The organism is Pseudomonas sp. KH_040, from assembly GCF_057839305.1.
The window spans coordinates 4,388,543-4,411,365 of the sequence record NZ_CM174487.1 but is presented as its reverse complement, the minus strand read 5'-3'; the positions used below and the strand labels follow the sequence as shown (position 1 = coordinate 4,411,365).

The following is a 22,823-nucleotide window of genomic DNA, read 5'->3' as shown; positions in this document are numbered from 1 at the left end:
TTCTGGACGGTTTAATGGAATTGGCAAATTTCGGCTTGGTGATTGCCGGGCTGGTAGTGGGGTTTATCGTCGGCATGACCGGTGTCGGCGGTGGTTCGTTGATGACGCCGATCCTGCTGTGGTTCGGCATCAACCCGGCAACGGCGGTGGGCACTGACCTGCTGTACGCCGCCATTACCAAATCCAGTGGCGTCCTCGTTCACCGCAAGAACAAGAACATCGACTGGGCCATCACCGGTTGGCTGACCCTCGGCAGCGTGCCGGCGGTAGCGATGACCTTGTGGTTCCTCAGCACCCTGCACACCGCGCCGGACGCGATGAACGCCATCATCAAACAGGCGCTGGGCTTCGTCCTGTTCGCCACGGCGCTGGCGATCTTCTTCAAGAAGCGCTTGCTCGAATTCGCCCACAAACGCGCCGGTGGCAACTACAACCCGAGCGGTTCGCGGTTGAACGTGATGACCGTGATCACTGGTCTGATCCTCGGCACCATGGTTGCCCTGACCTCGATCGGTGCGGGCGCCCTCGGCACCGTTGCGCTGTTTATCCTCTATCCGCTGCTGCCGACCCGCCGTCTGGTCGGCACCGAAATCGCTCACGCCGTACCACTGACGCTGGTTGCAGGCCTGGGCCACGCGAGCATGGGCAATATGGATTGGGGCGTGCTGGGCTTCTTGCTGGTCGGCTCGCTGCCAGGCATCTGGCTCGGCAGCCACCTGACCGGTCGCATTTCCGATGAAGTGCTGCGCCCGTGCCTGGCGACCATGCTGGTGCTGATCGGTTACAAACTGGCGTTCTGATCCGGCCATGAGTGAAACCACTGTCCATTGCGAGGGCCGTCTCGCCATCACCGTCGAACCGCGTGAGATGCGCATGAGCCATTGGCTGTATGCGCCGCAGGTAGTCGATCTGCAGCAGCAAACAGTGCTGCTCGATCTAAGTGAAAGTCTGTGGGATTTGCTCGGTACTGCCAACGAGACGGCCAATGGCATCGAGCTGGTGCTGCGCAAGTACCCGGGTGATCGAGCGTCGGTGAGGTTGAGTGTTGAACTCGACAGCGGTGAGCTCAAGTTCGGTGGACAACCTGTCGATCCTTCGCAATTGCTCTCCGTGCTCGATTCAGCGCTGGAGTGAGGCGGCACAGCCTGCCGCGAGCCGCCTCACCACGGGCTAGCGCTGAATGACGTATTTCATCACCGTCACCGGCAACTCTTCGTAGACCAGCTCTTCAACCACTTCCCAACCCAGTCGCGCATACAGCGATTGCGATGTGTCGGTGTAAAGATACAACTCCCGCACATCCAACGCTTTCGCTTCTGCAACCACTCGAATGACCAGTTGCGAAGCAATCCCGCGACCGCGTTCCTCAGCCTTCACATAAACCCCGGCCAGCCATGGCGTCAGATTCGGGCGCAGCTTCAGATCATTTTCGATCAGCAGCGCACCGCCCAGCAAACGAGGCCCCTCAAGCGCTACCACCACGCTCGGCACCGCTTCTTTGCCACAGGACGCACGCATATGTTCGATGCGATGTTCGACGGTTTGTCCGGGACGAAACTCGCCCCATTCCTCGAAGTTGAGCGTGGCCAGTTCTTCGATCAATTCGGGGTGATCGCACAGGTAATCGATGTGCATGCGGGTGAACTCCATTTCATGGGCAGAACTGCCACCCTAATGCGGTCATAAAAGGTAATCAAATCCGCGTTGCGATCACCTCGGATATGTTGCGCAATGTCGCGCCTGTCCTAAGCTTCTGACTAGGCGGAAGATATTTGCCGGGTTGTCCCGGAACAATCGCCACGATGCGCAATCATTAGAGCGTGGATATCAAAAGGAGATGCGCATGCTCATCAGGTCATTGACCCTGACACTCTTGCTGGCGATTGCCGGCCCCTTGTTCGCCGCTGACAACGATTCGCCCATCGCCGGGGACATGGGCCGCGCCCGACCGCTGATCGTGATCGCACAAAGCACCGTCGACCCCGTGTGGGTCGCCCTGAAAAAGTCGCTGGAGGATCCCGCCAACAAAAAGGGCGTCACCGACCGCAACATTAAGGTCTACACCATCCTCAACATGTCCGGTCAACTCGACGGCAAGGACATGGGCCAGCAAGACACCATGGCGCTGCTGCGCTCGCTGAAACTGGGCGCTGGGGCCTATCCGAAAGTGTTCCTGGTGGGTAAGGACGGCGAGACCAAACTCTCGGCTTCTGGGGATGAGGCGAAAGCGGTGGATTTGAAGAAGATCTTCGACACCATCGATGCCATGCCAATGGCTGAGAAGGAGGCGGCCGCTGCGGCTCAGGCGCCGGTTGCTGCTACGCCGGAACCAGCCAAAGGCGCGAAGAACGCCAAACCGACCAAGCCTGCGAAACCAGCCAAGCCGCCGGAAATGCCGGATGATTGATCGCAGAGTCACTGAATAAAACACGTCCGCTGTAGGAGTGAGCCTGCTCGCGATAGCGGTGTATCAGTCACCATCCGCGTTGACTGATACACCGCTATCGCGAGCAGGCTCACTCCTACAATGTTTATTCCGTTACCTGCAAATTTGCGGGCACTGACGCCCTCACAGCAACTTGTCTATTCATTGCTATCCCCATCATCAAGCAGGTAAACCAGCACATCTTTGGTATCACCAATGACCAGTGGTGAATGCGTGGTCAACACGAACTGGCAATTGGGAAAGGTTGTAGTTAACTGTGCAATCAGATCAAGCTGCCATTGCGGATCCATACGCAATTCCACCTCGTCGATCAGAACAATGCCGTCACCGTGCAGCGTGTTGTCCATCGATGGATTCATCATCGCCAGACGCCTGGCGATGTCACCCACCAACGCAATCATCGACTTTTCGCCAAGCGAGAGCTGAGTGACATTGAATGTCGCGCCATGCTTGTCGATTGCCATATGCAGATGGGGCTTGCGTTGTACGCGCAGGTTAGTGAAATCCGGCATGAACGCGGTGAGGGCCGAACGAACGGCAGTCAATTGGCGATCGCGAGTGGAGGCTTTCACATTGGCCAGGGTTTTCCATACGTCGCTGTCAGTACCGAATTTTTCCGCCATTTCGGCCAGTGCGGTATCGGAAATCCCGCCTTCGTTTTCGCTGTCCTCACGTTCACGAAACCATTCGAAAAAACCGCGAAAGTCGGCGCCACCGTTGAAGCTGGTGTCGTAGCCGTCGAGTTGATCAGAGGCTTGTTTGCTGGTGATTTTAAGCGTGATGTCGAGAACGCAACGTTCGGCTGGGTAATAAGCGATCAGCGGGAGTGAGGCGCTATCGTCGGCGGTGAGTTGAGTGCGGTAGTGGTCTGCAAGCAGTCTGACTTCGTTTAAATATCCACGGTCCGAGACTGCACCTTCCTGGCGACTTCGGGCTGCGCCCCATACGAATAATTCGTTTTCGGAACCCGCATCACTGTCAGTTGCGCGCGGGTGTGAAAGGTCGGTGATGCCAATCGAAAGGACGGCGCCTGAGGCGCCATTGCGAATGTCTTCATCGACAAGGTATTTGCCATTGCCTTTATTGGAGCGAATTTTTGCGATCAGCCAGCTCAGACAAATATTCAGGGATTTCAGAATGGTGGTTTTTCCGCTGCCGTTGTTTCCCACCAGCACCGTGATGTTCGAGCGGTGTGTCAGGGTAGGGGCAAACTGAATATCCATGTCTCCAAAGTGTCCGACATCCGTAAGCTTCAAACTTTTGATTTCCATCACTGCGCCCTTCGAATGACTGTTTCTTTGCTCGACGCCATCCTCGTCCAAAGATTGACTCGATGCAGTGTAGATACAACAAGTTCATTCGCTAACCCAAAGTCGTTGCAGCATGTGCCTGCCGAAATGTCTGACACAAAGCTCCTTCAACCCCCGCGGATTTTTCCTGCAAGTCGCGGCGGCGGTGGTGAACTGGTGGGCTTGGGTGAGGAGGGATAGTCTTCTTTGGCCGCTGCAAAACACAGTGGTCGGGTGTGGAAGTCCGGTGATTCCCGAGAGCGCATTGCGCCTGTAAACACATGTTGGTGGTTTTTATGCCAACATTGTTTGTTTATGGCAGCGATGCGCAGGAGCACTCTCGAGTGCACCGGGTTCCTCGGGTTTCCCCGGACTTCCACCCCTGCGCAAAGCTGCCACCCTCTCGTGGAAGTGAGTTCGGCAGTTTTTTCTTTGAATGTCCCGAGGATTTACTAATGAAAAAACATACTCCAAGTCCCCCCGAATCCCCCATGGATTCAGGATCCTTCGACGCCAACAACCCCCGCTTGCGCAACCCGCATCACCCCGATCCCATCAGCCATCTCTTCACCATCCTCCCCGATATCGATACGCCCACGCTGCTCTGCCACGCTTGCGAAACCCTCGCCTCACTGAACGTCCTGACCACTGACCTCGCCGCAGAACTGCAAGGTTCACCGCGCAGTCTCGCCTTGTCGATTCAGCAGTTGGCCGTACTCGGCGAGTTGCTGGTCAACCGTGCGCTGGACAATCTCGATCCGCCGGCGGCGACGCAACATTGAACAGGGAGGTGCAGCATGACGCGATACATTCCGCTGACCGGGATTGACTGCAAGATTCCCGCTCTGCTGATCGACCGCGAGGCGCCCGTGGATGTGCTGCATGGCACGGCGGCTTACCGTTTGCGTTGTGTGACGCAGTTGATGGAAACCCTGGCGCTGGGTGACGGCAAGGGACATGATGCCTTGCTGCTGCAGGATTTCGCCCGGGTGATGGCGATCCCGTTGCGCGATAGCTGCGACTTGATGGATGTCATCGGCTGGAAGTTGCAGGCTCAGCTTTAAAGACAAAAGATCGCAGCCTGCGGTAGCTCCTACATTGACCGAGTGAAGACCCGATCCTGTAGGAGCTGCCGCAGGCTGCGATCTTTTGATTTTCAGTCAGTGACAGCGCTGAGGATTTTGTGGGCGATCTTCACCCGCTCAGGAATCGGAAAGTTCTTGTTGGCCATGATCACGATGCCAACGTCTTTGCTCGGCACAAACGCCACGTAAGTCCCGAAGCCCCCCGTCGAGCCGGTCTTGTTGATCAGCACGTCATGCAGCTGCGGTTGCGGAGGGTTAAGCCACTGCACCTTGTGCGCCTGCATGGCCATTTCCGTCGAGTTGCCCGCCAGCAAACGCTCGAGGCTGAGCGGGTAGCGATACATTTCCCAACCCAGGCCTTGGGTCATGTCGCCGACGGTGTAGTAACCAGTGTGGGTATTGGCGATGGTTTTTTGCAGTACCGCTTCCAGCGTTTCAGGTTTCAGGTTGGCCTGAACGTAACGCAGCATGTCCACCGCGCTGGTTTTCACGCCATAGGCCTGCGAGTCAAGCGCACCGGGCGTGACGCGCACCGGTTTGCCGTTCTTGTCATAGCCTTGCGCATACAGTTCCATTTGCGCGGCAGGCACGCTGAGGTAGGTGTGCTGCAAACCGAGTTTCGGCAGCAGGGTTTGCGTCATTGCCTGATCAAAAGGCTGGCCGAGGCTTTTCGCCGCCAGATAGCCGAACAGTCCCAGGCTCGGGTTGGAATACTGGCGATGGCTGCCTGCCGGATAAACCGGTTTCCACTGTTGGAAATAGCCGAGCATCTTGTCAGACGAATCCGCGTTGTCCGGGAATTGCAGCGGCAAACCACCGGCGCTGTAGGTGCCCAGTTGCAGCACGCTGATAGTGTCGAAGGCGCTGCCTTTCAATTCGGGCCAGAGCTGACTGGCCTTGGTCGACAGGTCGAGTTTGCCAGTCGCTTGGGCGTAACCGGCGAGGGTGGCGGTGAAGGTTTTGCTCACCGAGCCGATTTCGAACAGGGTGTTTTCGCTGACTTTTTGCCCGGTGTCTTTGCTGGCGTCGCCGTAGTTAAAGTAATGCGCCTTGCCGTTGATGGTCAGCGCTACGGTGAGGCCGGGAATGTTCTGCTGCTGCATCACGGGCGTTACCGCGTCGTTGACCAATGCTTGCAACTGCACAGCATCGGGCGCGGCGGCGAGGCAGGATGTGGCGCCGAATAACAGGCCGAAAGCGGCGCAGGAAATGACTTTGCTCGATTGAATGGATGACATGGGTGAACCACTCTCCATGAGTGTTGATGACGTTATCCCGCTACACTGCGGGCGATTTCTTCGTTGGGCGACCGATCAGCGCCGCCAATTTAGTTAGCGCGACGCCAATCGACAAACGATGAAAACTCGCACGAGCCATTAGAAAAATTTGGGACTGGGCATGATTCGACCGCAATTGCCGCTGAATGCACTGCGCGCCTTTGAAGCCTCCGCGCGTCATTTGAGCTTCACTCGCGCGGCCGTGGAGCTGTGCGTCACCCAGGCTGCCGTCAGCCATCAGGTGAAAAGCCTTGAGGCACAACTCAACGTTACCTTGTTCAAACGCCTGCCCCGTGGGCTGATGCTGACCAGCGAAGGCGAAACTTTGTTGCCGGTGCTGAGCACTTCGTTCGATCACATCGCGCAGATTCTCGAACGCCTGGCCGGTGGACAATATCGCGAAGTGCTGACCGTCGGCGCGGTCGGCACCTTCGCTGTCGGTTGGCTGTTGCCGAGGCTGGCGGACTTCCGGGCGAAACATCCGCTCATAGATTTGCGGCTGTCGACCAACAACAACCGCGTGGATGTCGCGGCAGAAGGGCTGGATTACGCGATCCGTTTTGGCGCCGGGGCGTGGCATGGCATCGAAGCGACGCGTTTGCTTGAGGCGCCGCTGTCGGTGTTGTGCGTGCCGGAGATCGCCCGGCAATTGCATTCGCCGGGGGATTTGTTGCAGCAGACGCTGCTGCGTTCCTATCGCACCGATGAATGGCCGGAGTGGTTTCAGGCGGCAGGGTTGGCGACGCAGGCGGCACCGCCGCAGAGCATTGTGTTTGATTCGTCGTTGGCGATGATGGAAGCGGCTTTGCAGGGTAGCGGGGTGGCGTTGGCGCCGCCGCTGATGTTCGCCCGGCAACTGGCGGCGGAGGCGATTTGTCAGCCGTTTGCGATTGAGATTACGACGGGGAGTTACTGGTTGACGCGGTTGCAGTCGCGGCCGGAAACGGCGGCGATGATGGCTTTCAAAACCTGGCTGCTGCAAATCTCTACATGACTCACATCATCCCCTGTGGGAGCTGGCTTGCCAGCGATAGGGCCGGCACGGCCAACATCGATGTTGGCTGACCCACCGCTATCGCTGGCAAGCCAGCTCCCACAGGTTCATTTGTTGAACCAGCTACTCGGATTCAACCCCTATTCCCAGTAGAAGTGAGCCTGTGGGGATATCGGTTTGGGTTGATGATCAGCGCACCAGACACGGCCGCTTGTTATCGAACTTCCACCCCGGAATCAAAAACTGCATCGCCACGCTGTCATCCCGCGCGCCGAGGCCCATGCCTTTATATAGCTCATGAGCCTTGGCCACTTGGTCCATGTCCAGTTCGACACCCAGCCCCGGTTTCTTCGGCACTTGCACCAGACCGTCGACGATTTGCAGCGGCGCCTTGGTCAGGCGCTGGCCGTCCTGCCAGATCCAGTGGGTGTCGATCGCGGTGATCTCGCCCGGCGCAGCAGCGGCGACATGGGTGAACATCGCCAGCGAAATGTCGAAGTGGTTGTTGGAATGCGAACCCCAGGTCAGGCCCCATTCATGGCACATCTGCGCCACGCGCACCGAACCCTGCATGGTCCAGAAGTGCGGGTCGGCCAGCGGGATGTCCACCGACTGCAACTGGATCGCGTGGCCCATTTCGCGCCAGTCAGTGGCGATCATGTTAGTGGCGGTTTTCAGCCCTGTAGCGCGGCGAAATTCGGCCATCACTTCACGGCCCGAATAACCGTTTTCCGCACCGCACGGGTCTTCGGCGTAGGCGAGCACTTGATGCTGATCGCGGCACAAACGAATAGCTTCTTTGAGTGACCACGCACCGTTCGGATCAAGGGTGATGCGCGCCTCGGGAAAGCGTTCGGCCAGCGCTGTCACCGCTTCGATTTCGGCATCACCGCTGAGCACGCCGCCCTTGAGTTTGAAGTCCTTGAAACCGTACTTGGCATGGGCCGCTTCGGCGAGGCGCACCACGGCCTCGGCAGTCATGGCCTTCTCGTGACGTACGCGGAACCAGTCATTGTCGGCGTCCGGTTCGCTGCGATAGGCGAGATCGGTTTCGCGCTGATCACCAACGTAGAACAGATAACCGAGCATCTTCACTTCATCGCGTTGCTGACCTTCGCCGAGCAATGCCGCCACCGGTACGTCGAGATGCTGACCGAGCAAATCGAGCAGCGCGGCTTCGAGACCGGTGACCGCGTGAATGGTGATGCGCAGGTCAAAAGTCTGCAGGCCACGGCCGCCGGCATCGCGGTCGGCGAAGGTCTGGCGCACTTGATTGAGAATCTTCTGCCAGGTGCCGATCGGGCTGCCGATCACCAGGCTGCGCGCATCTTCCAGGGTCTGGCGAATACGCTCGCCACCGGGCACTTCACCGACGCCGGTGTGGCCGGCGTTGTCTTTGAGAATGACGATATTGCGGGTGAAAAACGGCCCGTGGGCGCCGCTCAGATTGAGCAGCATGCCGTCGTGGCCGGCCACGGGGATGACTTGCATTTCGGTGATGATCGGGGCTTTGGCGGTGTCGTGTGCAGTCATGTTTTTATCCTTTTAATAAAGAATTCAGGCGTGTTTCGGCGCAGCATCGGCCACGGCGATATCAGCAGCAGGTTTCGGCGTGGTGCGTGCGAAGAAGACAATGATCGCGGCAATGATCGAGGTCGCGGCCAGGCCATAGAGGCCGCCCTGAATCGAGCCGGTGTGTTCTTCGAGCAGGCCGAACGTGGTCGGCGCGACGAAGCCGCCAAGGTTGCCCACCGAGTTGATCAACGCGATCACCGCTGCGGCGATGCGTGCATCCAGATAGGCCTGCGGAATCGGCCAGAACAGCGACGACGCGGATTTGAAGCCCAGTGCGGCAAAGCAGATCGCAACGAAGGCGAAGATCGGCCCGCCGGTGGTGGACATGAACATCCCCGCTGCGGCGATCAACAGGGCGGTGGCGACCCACGCCTGCTGGTGTTTCCACTTGGCCGAGAACGAAGCGAAGGCGTACATGCCGATGATCGACAACAACCACGGAATCGAGTTGAACAGGCCAACCTGGAAGTCGCTCATCTCGCCCATTTTCTTGATGATGCTCGGCAGCCAGAAGGTTGCCGCGTAGATGGTCAACTGAATGAAGAAGTAGATCAGGCAGAACAGGATGATCTGGCGGTCCTTGAGCAGCTTGCCCATGGATGGCCGGATCGGTGTCGCAGCTTCGCGGGCCTTCTGTTCAGCGTCGATGGCGTTGACCAGTGCGTCCTGTTCGGCGCGGCTCAGCCATTTCGCGTCGTGGGGTTTGGCGTCGAGCCAGAACCAGACGAAGACGCACAGGCACACCGAGAACATCCCTTCAATGAAGTACATCCATTGCCAGCCGTGCATGCCCAGCCCGTTGATCTGCAGGAGCAGGCCGGATAACGGGCCGGAGATCAGCGAGGCCACGGCCGAGCCGCTGAGGAAGATCGCAATCGCCTTGCCGCGTTCGGCGCCGGGCAGCCAACGGGTGAAGTAGTAGATCACCCCGGGAAAGAACCCGGCCTCGGCCACGCCGAGCAAAAAGCGCAATACGTAGAAGTGGGTTTCGTTCTGGATAAACGCCATGCCGGCGGCAACCAGGCCCCAGGTGAACATGATGCGGGTCAGCCAGATGCGTGCGCCAACTTTCTGCAAAAGCATGTTGGAGGGGACTTCAAACAGCGCGTAACCGATGAAGAACAACCCGGCGCCGAAGCCGTAAGCGGCGGCACCAATACCGAGGTCGTGTTCCATGTGGGTGCGGACGAAACCGATGTTCACCCGATCAATGTAATTGACGATGAACATGATCACGAAGAGCGGCAGGACGTGGCGTTTCACTTTCGAGATGGCCGACGCGAGTGTCGAATCGACGCCCTCGTTCATCCCGGAGACGGAGGTTTTCACTTGGTTTTCTCCCACTGATTATTTTTATGCGGGGTAGGGCAGGTGCTGCGTTGTTGCTAGACATCATACAACTGAGAATTTTTGTCCTACAAGTGGGGAAGGCCGATTAATTTTCTCTGGAAAGCCGGTTTTTTATGCTTTTTTACACGGACGCTCAATGATTGCTGGGTGTTATGGCTTTTGAGAAGTGAAGGCTTCCTACGGTTGTGCGGCTCTGTTCGTCTGGGAAGTATCAAATCATTTCGATTAATTTGAGTGTTGTCATACAAGTTGGTCCGCTAAAATCAATCTTGTAAGCCTCGCGCGCGATGCTACGATCGGCAAGCCCCGATCACCGGAACCAACCATGCAAGAAGACTTCGACGCTCCCGCTCGCAAACGTGCGCACAACCTCGCCCATGATCTGGTGGAGAAACTCACCCAGAGCATCCTGCTCGGCCAGCTGTCACCCGGCGACAAGCTGCCCTCGGAGAACGCCATCGTTCAGGAACATGGCGTCAGCCGCACCGTGGTGCGCGAGGCGATTTCCAAATTGCAGGCTTCGGGGCTGGTCGAGACGCGCCACGGCATCGGCACGTTTGTCATCGAGCGCGCGGCGGAGCAGGGCTTGCGCCTTAACGTCGACACGGCGCTCGGCGTGCGCAGCATTCTTGAATTGCGTCTGGGCCTGGAAACACAAGCGGCGGCGCTCGCGGCGCAACGCCGTACCGAGCAGCAATTGCTGCAAATGCGTCAGGCGCTGGATGACTATCAACGGCTGCTCGACAACAACGACAGCTGCGTCGAGGCCGATCGGCGCTTTCATCTGCTGATCGCGGAGGCCACCGGCAACGTCTGCTTCAGCGAGATCATGCAACACCTGGGCAGTGCGATGATTCCGCGTAACCGGCTCAATGCTGCTGAACGTGGCGCGGCGGATTTGAGCAAACTCGGGCAACTGGCCCATCTGGAGCATGAGGCGATTCTGAATGCGATCAAACGTCAGGATGCGGATGCCGCGCGGGCAGCCATGTGGTTGCACCTGACCAACAGCCGCGACCGTTTTTCCGCGCAAGGTTGAACGCCGTCGGTCTGTTCGATAGCGCGCCGTCCACAGGCCTGATTCCAAGTTGTACGGCCCGGGTATTCCGGACCTCCTTGGTGAGGTGTGTCATGGCTAATGATTTGCTGTTTCAGGGTGGTGTGCTGCCAACCGATCCAACCCGGCCGATGCCGGGTACCGATGAACCGACCCTGGCCGATCACGATTCACCGATGGGCATGCCCCCAGGGCGTGATCCGTTGAGCGATGCTGATCGGCCCGAAGACTGGAAGGATCCGGCGGCGGATGACGATGTACCGCCGGCGGATGAGCCGACGCCGTTGTCGGATGATCGGCGCTGATCGGCGATTGCCTTGATTAATGTGTTGTCTGGGCTGGCCTCATCGCTGGCAAGCCAGCTCCCACAGGTTATGCGGATGTACCTGAAAACTATGTTCACCATAGAACCCTGTGGGAGCTGGCTTGCCAGCGATGTCGGCATTTGCCTCAACAACAATCATTGATCAGATCGCTGCCCGAACACCCCCAACCCGCCGCTCCAGATTCAACGCCAACACACTGATCAACACCACCACCGACCCCACCAGCACCAGCAACGTCGGCCGCTCCGCCAACCCGACCGACGCAATCCCCATCGCCGTTGGCGGAATCAGATACAACGTCATCGTCGCCCGGCTCAAATCCACATGCTGGAGCACAAACCCCCACGCCAGATAGGCCAGCGCACTGGGAAACACGCCCAATGCCAACACCGCCCACTGCACCCGCAGCGGCGCATTCAGCACGGCTTGACCCAGCCCGGGCAGATAAATCAGCAGCATCAACGTCCCCGACCACACCGCGTAACACGCCAGACTGAAGCCGTCGTAACGCCGCGCATGATGCTTTTGCAGGGCGAAGTAAACGCTCCATGAAACGGCCGCCAGCAGGATCAGCAGGGCATGCGCATCGATATCGCCCAGACCCTTATCGCCGCTGACCACAATCACCACACCGACAAAGCCGAGCAACACACAACCCCAGCGCCAGGCGCTGACCTGATCTTTGAACACGAATCGCGCCAGCAACGTGCTGAACAACGGGCTCGATTGCGCCAACACGCTGGAAGCGCCGGCACTGACACTTTGCTGGCCGATGTTCAGTGCGACGTGATGCAGGCTGACGGCGAAAAAACCCAGGGCGAACAACAGCGGCACATCGCGCCAGTGCGGCAGGCGCATGCCTTTGAAAACGGCGATCAACGCCATGAACAACGACGCCAACAGAAAGCGCAGCAATGCCAGATGCCCGGGGTCGTAGGCTTGCAGACCGATGTGAATGCCGGTCGGCGAATACGCCCAGCAGCCAACGACAAAGGCCATCGCCAAGAGGATTTTCCACGGGGAAGGGTGCGGCATGATCGGGCGCTCGGTGGTGTCGATGCGCCGAGTATCCGGGCCGCCAATCATTCGCCACAACTGACTTATACTGCGTCAAATGTTCACTCAGAGTGATGAATATGGAGCTGGCGCAAATCCGTATGTTCAAGACCGTGGCCGAGGTCGGCAGCATCGCGCGGGCAGCGGAAAAGCTGTTTTGCGTGCCCTCGAACATCACCGCGCGGATCAAGGCGCTCGAGGCCGAGTTGGGCGTTGCGTTGTTTCTGCGTGAGGGGCGCGGGTTGCGCATCAGCCCGGCGGGGCAGACGTTTCTCGCCTATGCGGAGAAGATTCTGGCGCTGACCGTTGAAGCCAAACGTGCAGTGGACCCCTCGGCCGAGCCGTCCGGGCCGTTGCGCATCGGTGCGATCGAGTCCTCGGCGACCGGGCGCTTGCCGCGCTTGTTGGCGAAGTTTCACCAGCGCTATCCGCAGGTCGCGCTGGAACTCACCACCGGCACGTGGGGGCAGTTGCTCGATGACACCGTCAGCCATCGTCTCGACGGGGCGATTGTCGCGGTGGATGTCGAACGTTCACAGCTCAGGCGCACGCCGATGTATCGCGAAGAATTGCTGTTGATCGCGTCGACCTCGTTCGGACCAGTGCGCGGCATCGAAGACCTGCAGGACAAAACCGTGTTCATGTGGCCGCAGGGTTGTCCGTATCGAGCGGCGCTGGAGCATTGGTTGTTGCGTCAGGGGTTGTCGCTGCCGATCGTCAGTCTCGCCAGTTATGGCGCGATTGTCGGTTGTGTGAGTGCCGGGGCGGGCGTGGCGCTGGTGCCCAAGGGCGTGTTTGAGCAGTACGCGAAAGGGGCCGGGTGTGTGGGGTATGAGTTTGCTGAGTTGACGGCTGTCGATAACTTGTTTTACTGGCATGAAAACGCCGGGGTGCATCCGGCGCGGGAGGCGTTTGTAGCGATGTTGCGGGAGGAGTTTAGTGTGTAGGAAACGCCGACCCTCACCCCAGCCCTCTCCCAAAGGGAGAGGGGGCCGACCGAGTTGTCATGCGCTATACGCCGACCTGAAACACCGTGTTGAATATAGATTCAACCGAGTCCAGTGTGCTTGATCAGAAAAGTCGATTATGGATTCGGCGCAGCACGTTCAGGTCGATGAACCTCTCCAACATCCCCCAATCAGTCCCCTCTCCCTCTGGGAGAGGGCTAGGGTGAGGGGCCTTTTCAGGCAACACCGATATCCCGCATCAACAACCCAAACCGCAAATCCACCGCCTCCGGAATCGGCACAAAAACCGTGTGCCCATCCCCCGGCGCCACCTCGATCGCCTCACCCTTAACACTCTGCAACTCACGCAGATCAAAATGAAAATTGCCCGTGGGCGTCATCAATTCCAGATGATCACCAAGACCAAAACGGTTCTTCACCTTGACCTCGGCCAGCCCCTCACGCCGCTCCCCTGTCAGCTCACCCACAAACTGCTGACGCTCCGATACCGAGCTGCCATTTTGATAATTCTGGTACTCGTCATGCACATGCCGACGCAGAAAACCCTCGGTGTAGCCACGCTGCGCCAGCGACTCCAAGTCCGTCATCAGGCTGCGATCAAACTCACGCCCGGCCACCGCATCATCAATCGCCCGGCGATACACCTGCGTGGTGCGTGCGCAATAGAAGTGCGATTTGGTCCGGCCTTCAATCTTCAATGAGTGCACGCCCATGCGCGTCAGGCGCTCGACGTGCTGCACCGCGCGCAGGTCCTTGGCGTTCATGATGTAGGTGCCGTGTTCGTCTTCGAATGCCGGCATCAATTCATCGGGGCGGTTGGCTTCCTGTAGCAGGAACACCTGATCGGTAGGAGCGCCGAGGCCCAGGGTCGGCTCGGGCTGGAAGGTCTGGACGATGTCGCCGAGTTGATTTTCCGTGGCCGCTTGCGCCGAGTATTTCCAGCGACAGGCGTTGGTGCAGGTGCCCTGATTGGCATCGCGTTTGTTCATGTAACCCGACAGCAGGCAGCGCCCGGAGTAAGCCATGCACAATGCGCCATGAACGAACACTTCCAGTTCCATGCCCGGCACTTGTTCGCGAATTTCGCCGATTTCTTCCAGCGACAATTCCCGCGACAGGATGATCCGGCTCAAACCCTGTTGTTGCCAAAACTCGACGCTCGCCCAGTTCACCGTATTGGCCTGCACCGACAGGTGGATCGGCATCTGCGGGAAATGCCGGCGCACCAGCATGATCAGGCCCGGGTCAGACATGATCAGCGCATCCGGCGCCATCTCGATCACCGGCGCCAGATCCTTGAGGAAGGTCTTCAACTTGGCGTTGTGCGGCGCGATGTTGACGACGACATAGAAGCGCTTGCCCTGCGCCTGGGCTTCGCGAATGCCCAGTGCCAGATTGGCGTGATCGAATTCATTGTTGCGCACCCGCAGGCTGTAGCGCGGTTGGCCGGCGTAGACCGCATCGGCACCATAGGCGAAGGCGTAGCGCATGTTTTTCAGGGTGCCGGCGGGGGCGAGCAGTTCGGGGGTGGCGAGGGTCGGCGTCATGGCGGTGTCGGTCGTAAAAGCGCGGCAGGGTAGAACGGGTACCAATCGCGAACATTGATCTGGATCTAGGTTTTGGCAGTTTCTGTTTGTGCAGAAACAGCACAAATCATGTGCCGGTTTCACTGTGTTCGACGGTCTGGCGGCTGCTTAAGCTTTGTTCATCACTTAACTGAACAGAGGCACTCGCCATGCAACGTTTTACCCGTCGTTTCCTCAGCGCCTGTGCATTTTCCGGTGTGTTGGCCAGCACCGGTGCACTGGCAGACAACCATCCGACCATTCGCGCAATGTCCGGGGTCACACCGGTCAGCCAGTTACCGGCCGGCAAGTCCGCCTTGTTGGTGATCGATTTTCAAAACGAATACTTCGCCGGCAGGATGCCAATTCCGGACGGTGCCGCTGCGTTGGCGAAAACCCGTGAGTTGATCACGTTTGCCGACAGCCACAAGATCCCCGTGTACCACGTTCAACATATCGCCCCGGCAGGCTCGGCGGTGTTTGCCATCGATGGCGAAACCGTGAAATTTCACCCGGACATGCAGCCACGCGCGAAGGATGCGGTGCTGCAAAAGACCACGGTCAGCGTGTTCGGCAGCACCGATCTGAACGAACGGCTGAAGCAATCCGGCATCAACACGGTCATCGTCGCGGGCCTGATGACCCACGCTTGCGTCGCCGGTGCCGCGCGGGACGCGGCGCCACTCGGTTACAGCGTGATCGTCGCCTCCGACGCCTCGGCGACCCGTGCGATCACCCGCGTCAATGGCACATCCATCGACAAGGATGCCTTGCACAAAGCCGCACTGGCGGAAGTCGAGGACACCTTCGGCGATGTGCTGAGCACGGCTGAAATCGTCAAGTTGCCGGTTCGTTAATCGGCTTGCGCTGATCCGCAACTATGCTCCATGAATAAAGATGGCACTCGTGCAGGCCCCGGTTGACTAAGCATCGGGGCGTGCATGACGCCTGACTGACATGGATCGGACATGAACGAAAAAAGCCTTCAATTCAAATCCCTCACCGTGCTGCTGTTGCTGGTCACGGTGGCGTTTATCTGGATCCTCCTGCCGTTCTACGGCGCGGTGTTCTGGGCGGTGATTCTCGGCATTGTGTTTGCGCCGATGCAGCGCCGGCTGCAGGCGAAATTCGGCTGGCAGCGCAACCTGACGTCCCTGTGTACCTTGGCGGTCTGCCTGGTGATCGCGATTCTGCCGGTGATCATCCTCAGTGTGCTGCTGGTGCAGGAAGGCGCAGCGGTCTACAAGAGCATCGAAAGCGGCGAGCTGGACATTGCCGCGTATCTGGCGCAATTCAAGCACAGTCTGCCGCCGTACTTTCAGCACTTGCTCGACCGCTTCGGCATGGGCGAACTCAATGGCCTGCGCGAGAAAATCGTCAAATCGGCGATGCAGGGCAGCCAGGTGCTGGCCACTCAAGCGTTCAGTTTTGGCCAAGGTACGTTCGAGTTCGTGGTGAGTTTCTTCATCATGCTGTATCTGCTGTTTTTCTTTCTGCGTGACGGCGCCGAACTGGCGCGCAAGGTGCGCACTGCCGTGCCACTGGAGGAAGGCCACAAGCGGCGCTTGCAGTTGAAGTTCAACCGCGTGGTACGCGCGACGGTGAAGGGCAATCTCGTAGTCGCGGTGACTCAGGGCGCGCTGGGCGGAGCGATTTTCTGGTTTCTCGACATCCCCAGCGCCTTGCTGTGGGCGGTCTTGATGGGGTTTTTGTCGTTGCTGCCAGCAGTGGGCGCGGGGATTGTCTGGGCGCCGGTCGCGGTGTATTTCCTGCTCAGCGGGATGATCTGGCAGGGCGTGGTGCTGGGCTTGTTTGGGGTGTTTGTGATCGGGTTGGTGGACAACGTGATGCGACCGATTCTGGTGGGCAAGGACACCAAAATGCCCGATTACATGATTCTGATCTCGACTCTGGGTGGCCTTGCGGTATTCGGCCTGAATGGTTTTGTGATCGGCCCGCTGATCGCGGCGTTGTTCATGTCGAGCTGGGCGCTGTTCGCCGAAACCAAGCCCAAGGTGCAACTGCCTTAAGCGTGAAACGGCTCGCTGACGATCTTCTGCGACAGTGCCTGCGCAGCGGGCAGCGAAGTGAGCGGGCCGCTGATCGCCTCACCGTCGCGCATCAGATACCAGCAGGCAAGCAGGCCCGAGGCTCTGAGCGAGGCGGGAACGGCGCTGCCGATAACGGACATGATTTGAACCTGAGCCATGACGGGTACCTCCATCTATCAATGGAGCTACCTTAATGAGTCGCCGCTTCTACGGACAATCAACGCTTTCGATAGTGGTCATTGATGCCGTTGAGGGCGGGCTCAGTCGACCACTTGATCGAGCATGTGCATGACTTCGCGTTCGTTGAGCAAACCTTTGTGCACGAGGTTTTCCGCCAGCAGCGAAAGGAACTTGGCGCAGCGATGGCCTTCCAGGTGCTTGAGTTCTGTCAGCGCGCCGTACACCTTGCTTGAGGTGCACAGGCCGACGATGCGGTGCGGGTTTTGTGTTGGCATACAGTCGTCCTTGTTGTTATCAACTTGTTGTTTACGGACGGATTCAGATTGCGGTTCCGTCATGACAAACGAGTGACCGTTTTGCGTAAATGTACATAACGGTCACTCAATCATGCCGACTTTAGCCGGTGAAACTGTCCTCACAGCGACCTTGGCGAGATTTTTTCAGACGCTGGCCGACCAACGGTCATAAAAAAGCCCCGCTATAAAAGCGGGGCTCAGTGTTGCGATTACCAGCGTGGGCCACCGTAGTAGCCATGTGGCCGGCCGTAATAACCGCGAGGCGGGCCGTAGTAGACGGGGGCCTGTTGGATGTACACCGGTTGTTGCACATACACCGGTGCCGGCTGGTAGTAGACCGGTGGTGGCGGCTGCTGCACGTAGACCGGTTGTGGCTGAACATAAACCGGCTGTTGTTGCACGTATACCGGCCGATCCTGGTTGATCAGTGCCGAGCCGATGATGGCCGAGCCGACGATCGCGCCAAACACCGCAGGGCCTTGCCAGCCGTGGCCACCACCGGCTTCTGCCTGACCTGTGACAGCGAGTGCGCCAATCAGCAAGGCCAGAATGGGGAGTTTACGAATCATGATAAGTCCTCGGTTCTTCGACCCGGCGGCAGGGCCTGCACCAGGCCCACAGTTGTCGCGGGGATACTTCTAAGACAGCGAAATTCTGAAAATCAGCACAGCCGCTGGGTAAATTTTGTGTAAGGTCTGTACCGGCTTCTTTACCGGGCCGCGTAATGGCCGCGCAGCACCTTTTAAAACAGGCCTCAATGATCGTTCAGAAGCCGATGGGCTGGCTAATCCCGTTTATCCGAAAGTGCGTTTGAAGGAGAAGTTTCATGCAGATGAACCCGAACAAAGACACCCAGCTGTGCATGTCCCTGTCCGGACGCCCAGGCAATTTCGGTCTGCGTTTTCATAACCATTTGTATGAGCAGTTGGGCCTGAATTTCTATTACAAGGCGTTCAGCAGCCAGGATTTGACGGGTGCCGTGGGCGGCATTCGCGCTTTGGGCATTCGCGGTTGCGGCGTGTCGATGCCGTTCAAGGAAGCGTGCATTGCGCTGGTCGATGAGTTGGATGCGTCGGCGGCAGCGATCCAGTCGATCAACACCATCGTCAATACCGACGGCCATCTGAAGGCTTACAACACCGATTACATTGCTGTCGCGCAGTTGCTGGAAACCCACGCGGTACCCAAGGATTCGACCTTCGCCCTGCGAGGCAGCGGCGGCATGGCCAAAGCGGTGGCCAGCGCCTTGCGTGATGGCGGTTATAAAAACGGTTTGATCGTCGCCCGCAACGAGCGCGCCGGGCGTGCCTTGGCGGATTCGCTGGGTTATCGCTGGCAGGCGGAACTGGGCGATGAACGTCCGCAGATGCTGATCAATGTGACGCCGGTGGGCATGGATGGCGGGCCGGAGGCGGGGCAACTGGCGTTTGAGCCTGAGGCGATCAAGGCTGCGGATACGGTGTTTGATGTGGTGGCGATCCCGTCGGAGACACCGTTGATCGTACGTGGTCGGGCTGAGGGCAAGCGGGTAATTACCGGGCTTGAGGTGATTGCGATTCAGGCGCTGGAGCAGTTTGTGCTGTACACCGGCGTGCGCCCGACTGAAGAGCAATTTGCGGCGGCGGTGGCGTTTGCCCGGAGCTGATTCTCATAATTATGCAGTGAGTTAATTGGCCTCATCGCTGGCAAGCCAGCTCCCACAAGGTATGGGAGCTGCTCACAGATTTGTGTTCCAACCCGAAACCTGTGGGAGCTGGCTTGCCAGCGATGAATTCACCTCGGTTTATCCTGCTGCCTATACTGCCTCCCCAGCAAGCCCAGACTTGCCCACCACAAAAACCGTGACCGAGGCTCCCATGCATCCGCCCATCCTCAACCTGCATCAGGTCGAACTCGAACCCCTGCCCGAAGCCCTGGCCCCGGAAGGCGAAACCGCCGGCCGCTATCAGCAGCGCATGGCGCGGATTGGCCAGCAACTGGGTTCGCAGAAACTCGGTTATCGCCTGTACGCCTTGCCTCCGGGCATGCGCGGCAGTCCGTTTCACAGTCATCGGGTCAACGAAGAGATGTTCTACGTGGTGGCCGGGGAGGGCGAGGTGCGTCTTGGTACGGAGCGTTTTCCGATCCGCGAAGGCGATGTGATCGCTTGCCCGCCGGGCGGCCCGGAGAAGGCGCATCAGATCATCAATACCAGTCAGGCTGAACTGCGTTATCTGGCGGTGAGTACCCAGCAACAGCCGGAAATCTGCGAGTACCCGGATTCGAACAAGTATGCGGTGATGGATAACTTCAACATCGATGCCGAGGGCAATGCCTCAGGTTTTGTGGCTGTGGCACGGCAGGCGGACGGTGTGGATTACTGGGATGGCGAGTAATGCGCAGATCCCTGTAGGAGTGAGCCTGCTCGCGATAGCGGTGTGTCATTAACGGTAATTTGACTGACACACCGCTATCGCGGGCAGGCTCACTCCTACATTGGTTTTGTTTGGCTATTCGAGGCGGGCCAGACGCTCTTCCAGCGCGGCAATCCGCGCTTCCAGCTCTTCAATACGCTCAACCGAAACGCCACTGCTGGTACTGCGATCCGACGGGTTCTGCCGTGCCGCCATGATCGCCTCGCTATCCGCCGGATCACCCAGAGCATGGGTGTAGCGATCTTCGCGCTGCCCGGCCTGACGTGGAATCAGTACCGCCAGCCCCCGCGCAATCAAACGCTCAAGTTGATGCACCACCTGCTCGGTGTCTTCAAATTCATGCATGCGCCCACTGCGGGTCAGCAGTTCATTGACGGTTTGCGGGCCGCGCAGAAACATCAAACCGCTCAGAATTACTTGCGCCGGCACCAACTCCAGCGCCTTGTCGACCTTGTGCTCCCAGCGGTCGGCACGACTGCCCATTACCAGTTTGGCGAAACCACGACCTTCCAGTGCGCGCAGGCTCTGGCCGACCTGGCCCGGAGTCAGGTTCATCACCGGTTCGCGGCTGGTTTTCTGATTACACGCCGTGACCAGTGCATTCAGGGTCAGCGGATAGGTTTCCGGACTGGTGGCCTGTTTCTCGATCAACGAGCCGAGGATGCGAATTTCCGTGGCATTGAGCCGTGGCTCGTCGAAGGTGGATTCTGGTTCTGTGGTCATCGCGCGTTCCCTCTGCAGTCGAAGGCGCCTAGCCTAATCCTTGCCAAACAAAAGGCAAGCCGTGTGGTCATCAAGCATGGCTATAATCGCCTCCTTGTTCCACCCAGCCACCACACGAGACTGCCATGACCATTTCCCTGTACGCCGCATCTGTCCCGGTTTTTCAACAAATGCTCAACGCTTTGAGCGATGTGCTGAAAAAGGCTGAAGCCCACGCCACCGAGAAAAACATCGACCCGAACGCGTTCCTGCAGGCCCGTCTGTTCCCGGATATGTTCCCGTTGACCCGCCAGGTACAGATCGCCGTGGACTTCGCCAAAGGCGTTTCCTCGCGTCTGGCTGAAGTTGAAGTGCCGAAGTACGACGATACCGAAACCACCTTCGCCGAGCTGCAAGCTCTGATTGCCAAGGTGCTGGCCTACATCGGCGAGATCAAGCCAGAGCAGATTGATGGCAAGGAAGGCATTGAAATCGTCACCCGTCCGGGCACGCCGAAAGAAAAGCGCTTCAGCGGTCAGGCTTATCTGCTGACTTACGGTCTGCCGCAATTCTTCTTCCACGTCACCACCACTTATGCGCTGCTGCGTCATAACGGCGTTGAAGTGGGCAAGCGTGATTACATGGGCGCGTTCTAAAAAGTCAAAAGCCCCTCATCGGAACGCCGCCCGCCTAGCCCTCTCCCAGAGGGAGAGGGGACTGACGGTGTTGTTTGTTCGAGTTACACCGACCTGAACTATCAAGTCGAACTCAGATCTTGAACAACAATCGGTCTGCCCCCTTTCCCCCTCGCCCCCTTGGGGGGAGAGGGTTGGGGTGAGGGGGAAAAGATCTCAGCCACAAAAAAGCCCGCCAAGGTTCACACCATGGCGGGCTTTTCATTACAGCGAATATCAAGCCGTACGTTGGGCTTTCGCTTCTTCACCCAGGCACGCCGCTGCGGTAAACAGCACGTCAGTCGACGAGTTCAGCGCCGTCTCCGCCGAGTCCTGCAACACGCCAATAATGAAACCGACCGCCACCACCTGCATGGCAATCTCACTCGGAATGCCAAACAGGCTGCACGCCAACGGAATCAACAGCAACGAACCACCCGCCACACCCGACGCGCCACACGCGCAAATCGCGGCGACAACGCTGAGCAGAATCGCCGTCGGAATGTCCACGGCAATACCCAATGTGTGCACGGCCGCCAGCGTCAACACGGTAATGGTAATCGCCGCACCGGCCATATTGATGGTCGCGCCCAGCGGGATCGACACCGAATAGGTGTCTTCATGCAGGCCCAGACGCTTGCTCAACTCCAGATTGACCGGAATATTGGCCGCCGAACTGCGGGTGAAGAATGCGGTGATACCGCTTTCACGCAGGCACTTGAGGGTCAGCGGATACGGGTTGCGACGTAGTTTCCAGAACACGATCAGCGGGTTCATCACCAGCGCCACGAACAGCATGCAGCCGAGCAGCACGGCCAGCAGGTGCGCGTAACCGATCAATGCGCCGAAGCCGGACGTGGCCAGCGTCGAAGCGACCAGACCGAAAATGCCCAGCGGTGCAAAGCGAATCACCACACGCACGATCAAGGTCACGCCGTTGGACAGATCCCCCAGCACTTCGCGGGTGGTGTCGCCGGCATGGCGAATCGCGATGCCCATGCCGATCGCCCAGGCCAGAATGCCGATGAAGTTGGCGTTCATCAGTGCGCTGACCGGGTTGTCGACCACGCTCAACAGCAGGCTTTGCAGCACTTCGCCGATACCGCCCGGCGCCGTCACCGAAACGTTGTCGGTCGACAGTACCAGATGCGACGGGAACGCCATGCTCGCGACCACTGCCACGACTGCTGCCGCGAAGGTGCCCAGCAAATAGAGGAACAGGATCGGGCGGATATGGGTTTCCTGGCCGTGCTTGTGGTTGGCAATCGAGGCCATTACCAGCACGAACACCAGAATCGGTGCGACGGCTTTCAACGCCGATACGAATACTTTACCGATGAACGCCGTGCCTTTCGCCGCTTCCGGGGCGAACAGCGCCAGGGCGATACCGGCGATCAGGCCAATGAGGATCTGCGTGACCAGGCTGAGGTTCTTGAGGCGTTGCAATAGAGAAGGGGATGAAGCGGTCATAGCGGCATCTCTGATTTTTTATAGGGTGCAAGGTTGCGTAAAGCGATG

26 protein-coding genes are annotated in these 22,823 nt (G+C 58.6%); 14 read left to right on the top strand and 12 right to left on the bottom strand.

Translation table 11 applies throughout. The features are described from left to right. Positions 1-14: 14 nt before the first annotated feature. Complete coding sequence (locus tag AC3IUF_RS19625; RefSeq protein WP_007918673.1) at positions 15-800, top strand: sulfite exporter TauE/SafE family protein; 786 nt, start codon at positions 15-17, stop codon at positions 798-800. A 7-nt stretch (positions 801-807) separates the two neighbouring features. After that, complete coding sequence (locus AC3IUF_RS19620; protein WP_489279040.1) at positions 808-1,134, top strand: hypothetical protein; 327 nt, start codon at positions 808-810, stop codon at positions 1,132-1,134. Between the two features lie 36 nt (positions 1,135-1,170). On the opposite strand, the gene AC3IUF_RS19615 is transcribed toward AC3IUF_RS19620, so the two are convergent. Next, entirely contained in the window at positions 1,171-1,635 is a 465-nt protein-coding gene (locus tag AC3IUF_RS19615) for a GNAT family N-acetyltransferase (RefSeq protein WP_489279039.1), read from the bottom strand. A 208-nt stretch (positions 1,636-1,843) separates the two neighbouring features. Between AC3IUF_RS19615 and AC3IUF_RS19610 the strand changes: the two genes are divergently transcribed. Then, entirely contained in the window at positions 1,844-2,407 is a 564-nt protein-coding gene (locus AC3IUF_RS19610) for a DUF4174 domain-containing protein (RefSeq protein ID WP_095114544.1), read from the top strand. Positions 2,408-2,583: 176 nt separating this feature from the next. Here the strand turns inward: AC3IUF_RS19610 and AC3IUF_RS19605 are convergent, their stop codons facing one another. Continuing rightward, a complete protein-coding gene (locus AC3IUF_RS19605) occupies positions 2,584-3,768 on the bottom strand; it encodes an AAA family ATPase (RefSeq protein WP_489279038.1) in 1,185 nt (394 codons plus the stop codon). A 458-nt stretch (positions 3,769-4,226) separates the two neighbouring features. Between AC3IUF_RS19605 and AC3IUF_RS19600 the strand changes: the two genes are divergently transcribed. Both AC3IUF_RS19600 and AC3IUF_RS19595 read left to right on the top strand, forming a co-directional pair. Further along, a complete protein-coding gene (locus AC3IUF_RS19600) occupies positions 4,227-4,517 on the top strand; it encodes a DUF6124 family protein (RefSeq protein WP_371929249.1) in 291 nt (96 codons plus the stop codon). Positions 4,518-4,532: 15 nt separating this feature from the next. Then, the gene (locus AC3IUF_RS19595; RefSeq protein WP_007918666.1) at positions 4,533-4,799 is read left to right on the top strand and encodes a hypothetical protein; all 267 of its coding nucleotides are present in this window, start codon (positions 4,533-4,535) and stop codon (positions 4,797-4,799) included. A 92-nt stretch (positions 4,800-4,891) separates the two neighbouring features. Here AC3IUF_RS19595 and ampC read toward each other — a convergent pair whose 3' ends face one another. Then, positions 4,892-6,058, bottom strand: a complete 1,167-nt coding sequence (gene ampC, locus AC3IUF_RS19590; protein WP_489279035.1) for a class C beta-lactamase — start codon at positions 6,056-6,058, stop codon at positions 4,892-4,894. Positions 6,059-6,218: 160 nt separating this feature from the next. Between ampC and AC3IUF_RS19585 the strand changes: the two genes are divergently transcribed. Then, complete coding sequence (locus AC3IUF_RS19585; RefSeq protein ID WP_447786248.1) at positions 6,219-7,091, top strand: LysR family transcriptional regulator; 873 nt, start codon at positions 6,219-6,221, stop codon at positions 7,089-7,091. Between the two features lie 189 nt (positions 7,092-7,280). On the opposite strand, the gene gudD is transcribed toward AC3IUF_RS19585, so the two are convergent. After that, positions 7,281-8,624, bottom strand: coding sequence for a glucarate dehydratase (gene gudD / locus AC3IUF_RS19580; RefSeq protein ID WP_150693845.1), 1,344 nt, complete (start codon positions 8,622-8,624; stop codon positions 7,281-7,283). 24 nt (positions 8,625-8,648) lie between these two features. Further along, the gene (locus AC3IUF_RS19575; protein ID WP_116030207.1) at positions 8,649-9,995 is read right to left on the bottom strand and encodes an MFS transporter; all 1,347 of its coding nucleotides are present in this window, start codon (positions 9,993-9,995) and stop codon (positions 8,649-8,651) included. Positions 9,996-10,341: 346 nt separating this feature from the next. Here AC3IUF_RS19575 and AC3IUF_RS19570 point away from each other — a divergent pair, with 346 nt between their 5' ends. Next, entirely contained in the window at positions 10,342-11,055 is a 714-nt protein-coding gene (locus AC3IUF_RS19570) for a FadR/GntR family transcriptional regulator (RefSeq protein WP_489279034.1), read from the top strand. 92 nt (positions 11,056-11,147) lie between these two features. Then, on the top strand, positions 11,148-11,378 hold the full coding sequence (locus AC3IUF_RS19565; RefSeq protein WP_123376943.1) for a hypothetical protein: 231 nt from the start codon (positions 11,148-11,150) through the stop codon (positions 11,376-11,378). 162 nt (positions 11,379-11,540) lie between these two features. Here the strand turns inward: AC3IUF_RS19565 and AC3IUF_RS19560 are convergent, their stop codons facing one another. After that, positions 11,541-12,434 (bottom strand): DMT family transporter, encoded by an 894-nt coding sequence (locus AC3IUF_RS19560; protein ID WP_489279033.1) that lies wholly within the window; start codon positions 12,432-12,434, stop codon positions 11,541-11,543. Between the two features lie 101 nt (positions 12,435-12,535). Here AC3IUF_RS19560 and AC3IUF_RS19555 point away from each other — a divergent pair, with 101 nt between their 5' ends. Then, positions 12,536-13,402: a LysR family transcriptional regulator gene (locus AC3IUF_RS19555; RefSeq protein ID WP_007917367.1), complete on the top strand. Its 867-nt coding sequence runs from the start codon at positions 12,536-12,538 to the stop codon at positions 13,400-13,402. Positions 13,403-13,638: 236 nt separating this feature from the next. Here AC3IUF_RS19555 and trhP read toward each other — a convergent pair whose 3' ends face one another. Next, positions 13,639-14,970: a prephenate-dependent tRNA uridine(34) hydroxylase TrhP gene (gene trhP, locus AC3IUF_RS19550; protein ID WP_489279032.1), complete on the bottom strand. Its 1,332-nt coding sequence runs from the start codon at positions 14,968-14,970 to the stop codon at positions 13,639-13,641. A gap of 188 nt (positions 14,971-15,158) precedes the next feature. Between trhP and AC3IUF_RS19545 the strand changes: the two genes are divergently transcribed. Both AC3IUF_RS19545 and AC3IUF_RS19540 read left to right on the top strand, forming a co-directional pair. After that, positions 15,159-15,845 (top strand): cysteine hydrolase family protein, encoded by a 687-nt coding sequence (locus AC3IUF_RS19545; protein ID WP_489279031.1) that lies wholly within the window; start codon positions 15,159-15,161, stop codon positions 15,843-15,845. Between the two features lie 111 nt (positions 15,846-15,956). After that, entirely contained in the window at positions 15,957-17,018 is a 1,062-nt protein-coding gene (locus tag AC3IUF_RS19540) for an AI-2E family transporter (RefSeq protein ID WP_007917361.1), read from the top strand. On the opposite strand, the gene AC3IUF_RS19535 is transcribed toward AC3IUF_RS19540, so the two are convergent. The 3 genes from AC3IUF_RS19535 to AC3IUF_RS19525 all read right to left on the bottom strand — a co-directional run bounded on the left by AC3IUF_RS19535 (position 17,015) and on the right by AC3IUF_RS19525 (position 18,084). Next, a complete protein-coding gene (locus AC3IUF_RS19535) occupies positions 17,015-17,197 on the bottom strand; it encodes a hypothetical protein (RefSeq protein WP_007917359.1) in 183 nt (60 codons plus the stop codon). The genes AC3IUF_RS19540 and AC3IUF_RS19535 overlap by 4 nt on opposite strands. A 102-nt stretch (positions 17,198-17,299) precedes the next feature. Beyond that, complete coding sequence (locus tag AC3IUF_RS19530) at positions 17,300-17,494, bottom strand: hypothetical protein (RefSeq protein ID WP_007917358.1); 195 nt, start codon at positions 17,492-17,494, stop codon at positions 17,300-17,302. A 230-nt stretch (positions 17,495-17,724) separates the two neighbouring features. Then, complete coding sequence (locus AC3IUF_RS19525; RefSeq protein WP_007917357.1) at positions 17,725-18,084, bottom strand: hypothetical protein; 360 nt, start codon at positions 18,082-18,084, stop codon at positions 17,725-17,727. A gap of 257 nt (positions 18,085-18,341) precedes the next feature. On the opposite strand from AC3IUF_RS19525, the gene AC3IUF_RS19520 reads away from it, so the two are divergent. Then, entirely contained in the window at positions 18,342-19,160 is an 819-nt protein-coding gene (locus tag AC3IUF_RS19520; protein ID WP_463543400.1) for a shikimate 5-dehydrogenase, read from the top strand. 211 nt (positions 19,161-19,371) lie between these two features. Then, on the top strand, positions 19,372-19,890 hold the full coding sequence (locus AC3IUF_RS19515) for a cupin domain-containing protein (protein WP_123376247.1): 519 nt from the start codon (positions 19,372-19,374) through the stop codon (positions 19,888-19,890). A gap of 114 nt (positions 19,891-20,004) precedes the next feature. On the opposite strand, the gene AC3IUF_RS19510 is transcribed toward AC3IUF_RS19515, so the two are convergent. Then, positions 20,005-20,652 (bottom strand): YceH family protein, encoded by a 648-nt coding sequence (locus AC3IUF_RS19510; protein ID WP_123376246.1) that lies wholly within the window; start codon positions 20,650-20,652, stop codon positions 20,005-20,007. A 125-nt stretch (positions 20,653-20,777) separates the two neighbouring features. On the opposite strand from AC3IUF_RS19510, the gene AC3IUF_RS19505 reads away from it, so the two are divergent. Then, complete coding sequence (locus AC3IUF_RS19505) at positions 20,778-21,287, top strand: DUF1993 domain-containing protein (protein WP_007917351.1); 510 nt, start codon at positions 20,778-20,780, stop codon at positions 21,285-21,287. A 255-nt stretch (positions 21,288-21,542) separates the two neighbouring features. On the opposite strand, the gene sstT is transcribed toward AC3IUF_RS19505, so the two are convergent. Continuing rightward, the gene (sstT, locus tag AC3IUF_RS19500) at positions 21,543-22,775 is read right to left on the bottom strand and encodes a serine/threonine transporter SstT (RefSeq protein WP_038362813.1); all 1,233 of its coding nucleotides are present in this window, start codon (positions 22,773-22,775) and stop codon (positions 21,543-21,545) included. Positions 22,776-22,823: the final 48 nt, after the last annotated feature.

Coding starts and splice junctions, on each gene's coding strand:
- AC3IUF_RS19625 (WP_007918673.1), top strand. CDS start 15: ATGGAATTGGCAAATTTCGGCTTGGTGATTGCCGGGCTGGTAGTGGGG.
- AC3IUF_RS19620 (WP_489279040.1), top strand. CDS start 808: ATGAGTGAAACCACTGTCCATTGCGAGGGCCGTCTCGCCATCACCGTC.
- AC3IUF_RS19615 (WP_489279039.1), bottom strand. CDS start 1,635: ATGCACATCGATTACCTGTGCGATCACCCCGAATTGATCGAAGAACTG.
- AC3IUF_RS19610 (WP_095114544.1), top strand. CDS start 1,844: ATGCTCATCAGGTCATTGACCCTGACACTCTTGCTGGCGATTGCCGGC.
- AC3IUF_RS19600 (WP_371929249.1), top strand. CDS start 4,227: ATGGATTCAGGATCCTTCGACGCCAACAACCCCCGCTTGCGCAACCCG.
- AC3IUF_RS19595 (WP_007918666.1), top strand. CDS start 4,533: ATGACGCGATACATTCCGCTGACCGGGATTGACTGCAAGATTCCCGCT.
- ampC (WP_489279035.1), bottom strand. CDS start 6,058: ATGTCATCCATTCAATCGAGCAAAGTCATTTCCTGCGCCGCTTTCGGC.
- AC3IUF_RS19585 (WP_447786248.1), top strand. CDS start 6,219: ATGATTCGACCGCAATTGCCGCTGAATGCACTGCGCGCCTTTGAAGCC.
- gudD (WP_150693845.1), bottom strand. CDS start 8,624: ATGACTGCACACGACACCGCCAAAGCCCCGATCATCACCGAAATGCAA.
- AC3IUF_RS19570 (WP_489279034.1), top strand. CDS start 10,342: ATGCAAGAAGACTTCGACGCTCCCGCTCGCAAACGTGCGCACAACCTC.
- AC3IUF_RS19565 (WP_123376943.1), top strand. CDS start 11,148: ATGGCTAATGATTTGCTGTTTCAGGGTGGTGTGCTGCCAACCGATCCA.
- AC3IUF_RS19560 (WP_489279033.1), bottom strand. CDS start 12,434: ATGCCGCACCCTTCCCCGTGGAAAATCCTCTTGGCGATGGCCTTTGTC.
- AC3IUF_RS19555 (WP_007917367.1), top strand. CDS start 12,536: ATGGAGCTGGCGCAAATCCGTATGTTCAAGACCGTGGCCGAGGTCGGC.
- trhP (WP_489279032.1), bottom strand. CDS start 14,970: ATGACGCCGACCCTCGCCACCCCCGAACTGCTCGCCCCCGCCGGCACC.
- AC3IUF_RS19545 (WP_489279031.1), top strand. CDS start 15,159: ATGCAACGTTTTACCCGTCGTTTCCTCAGCGCCTGTGCATTTTCCGGT.
- AC3IUF_RS19540 (WP_007917361.1), top strand. CDS start 15,957: ATGAACGAAAAAAGCCTTCAATTCAAATCCCTCACCGTGCTGCTGTTG.
- AC3IUF_RS19535 (WP_007917359.1), bottom strand. CDS start 17,197: ATGGCTCAGGTTCAAATCATGTCCGTTATCGGCAGCGCCGTTCCCGCC.
- AC3IUF_RS19530 (WP_007917358.1), bottom strand. CDS start 17,494: ATGCCAACACAAAACCCGCACCGCATCGTCGGCCTGTGCACCTCAAGC.
- AC3IUF_RS19525 (WP_007917357.1), bottom strand. CDS start 18,084: ATGATTCGTAAACTCCCCATTCTGGCCTTGCTGATTGGCGCACTCGCT.
- AC3IUF_RS19520 (WP_463543400.1), top strand. CDS start 18,342: ATGCAGATGAACCCGAACAAAGACACCCAGCTGTGCATGTCCCTGTCC.
- AC3IUF_RS19515 (WP_123376247.1), top strand. CDS start 19,372: ATGCATCCGCCCATCCTCAACCTGCATCAGGTCGAACTCGAACCCCTG.
- AC3IUF_RS19510 (WP_123376246.1), bottom strand. CDS start 20,652: ATGACCACAGAACCAGAATCCACCTTCGACGAGCCACGGCTCAATGCC.
- AC3IUF_RS19505 (WP_007917351.1), top strand. CDS start 20,778: ATGACCATTTCCCTGTACGCCGCATCTGTCCCGGTTTTTCAACAAATG.
- sstT (WP_038362813.1), bottom strand. CDS start 22,775: ATGACCGCTTCATCCCCTTCTCTATTGCAACGCCTCAAGAACCTCAGC.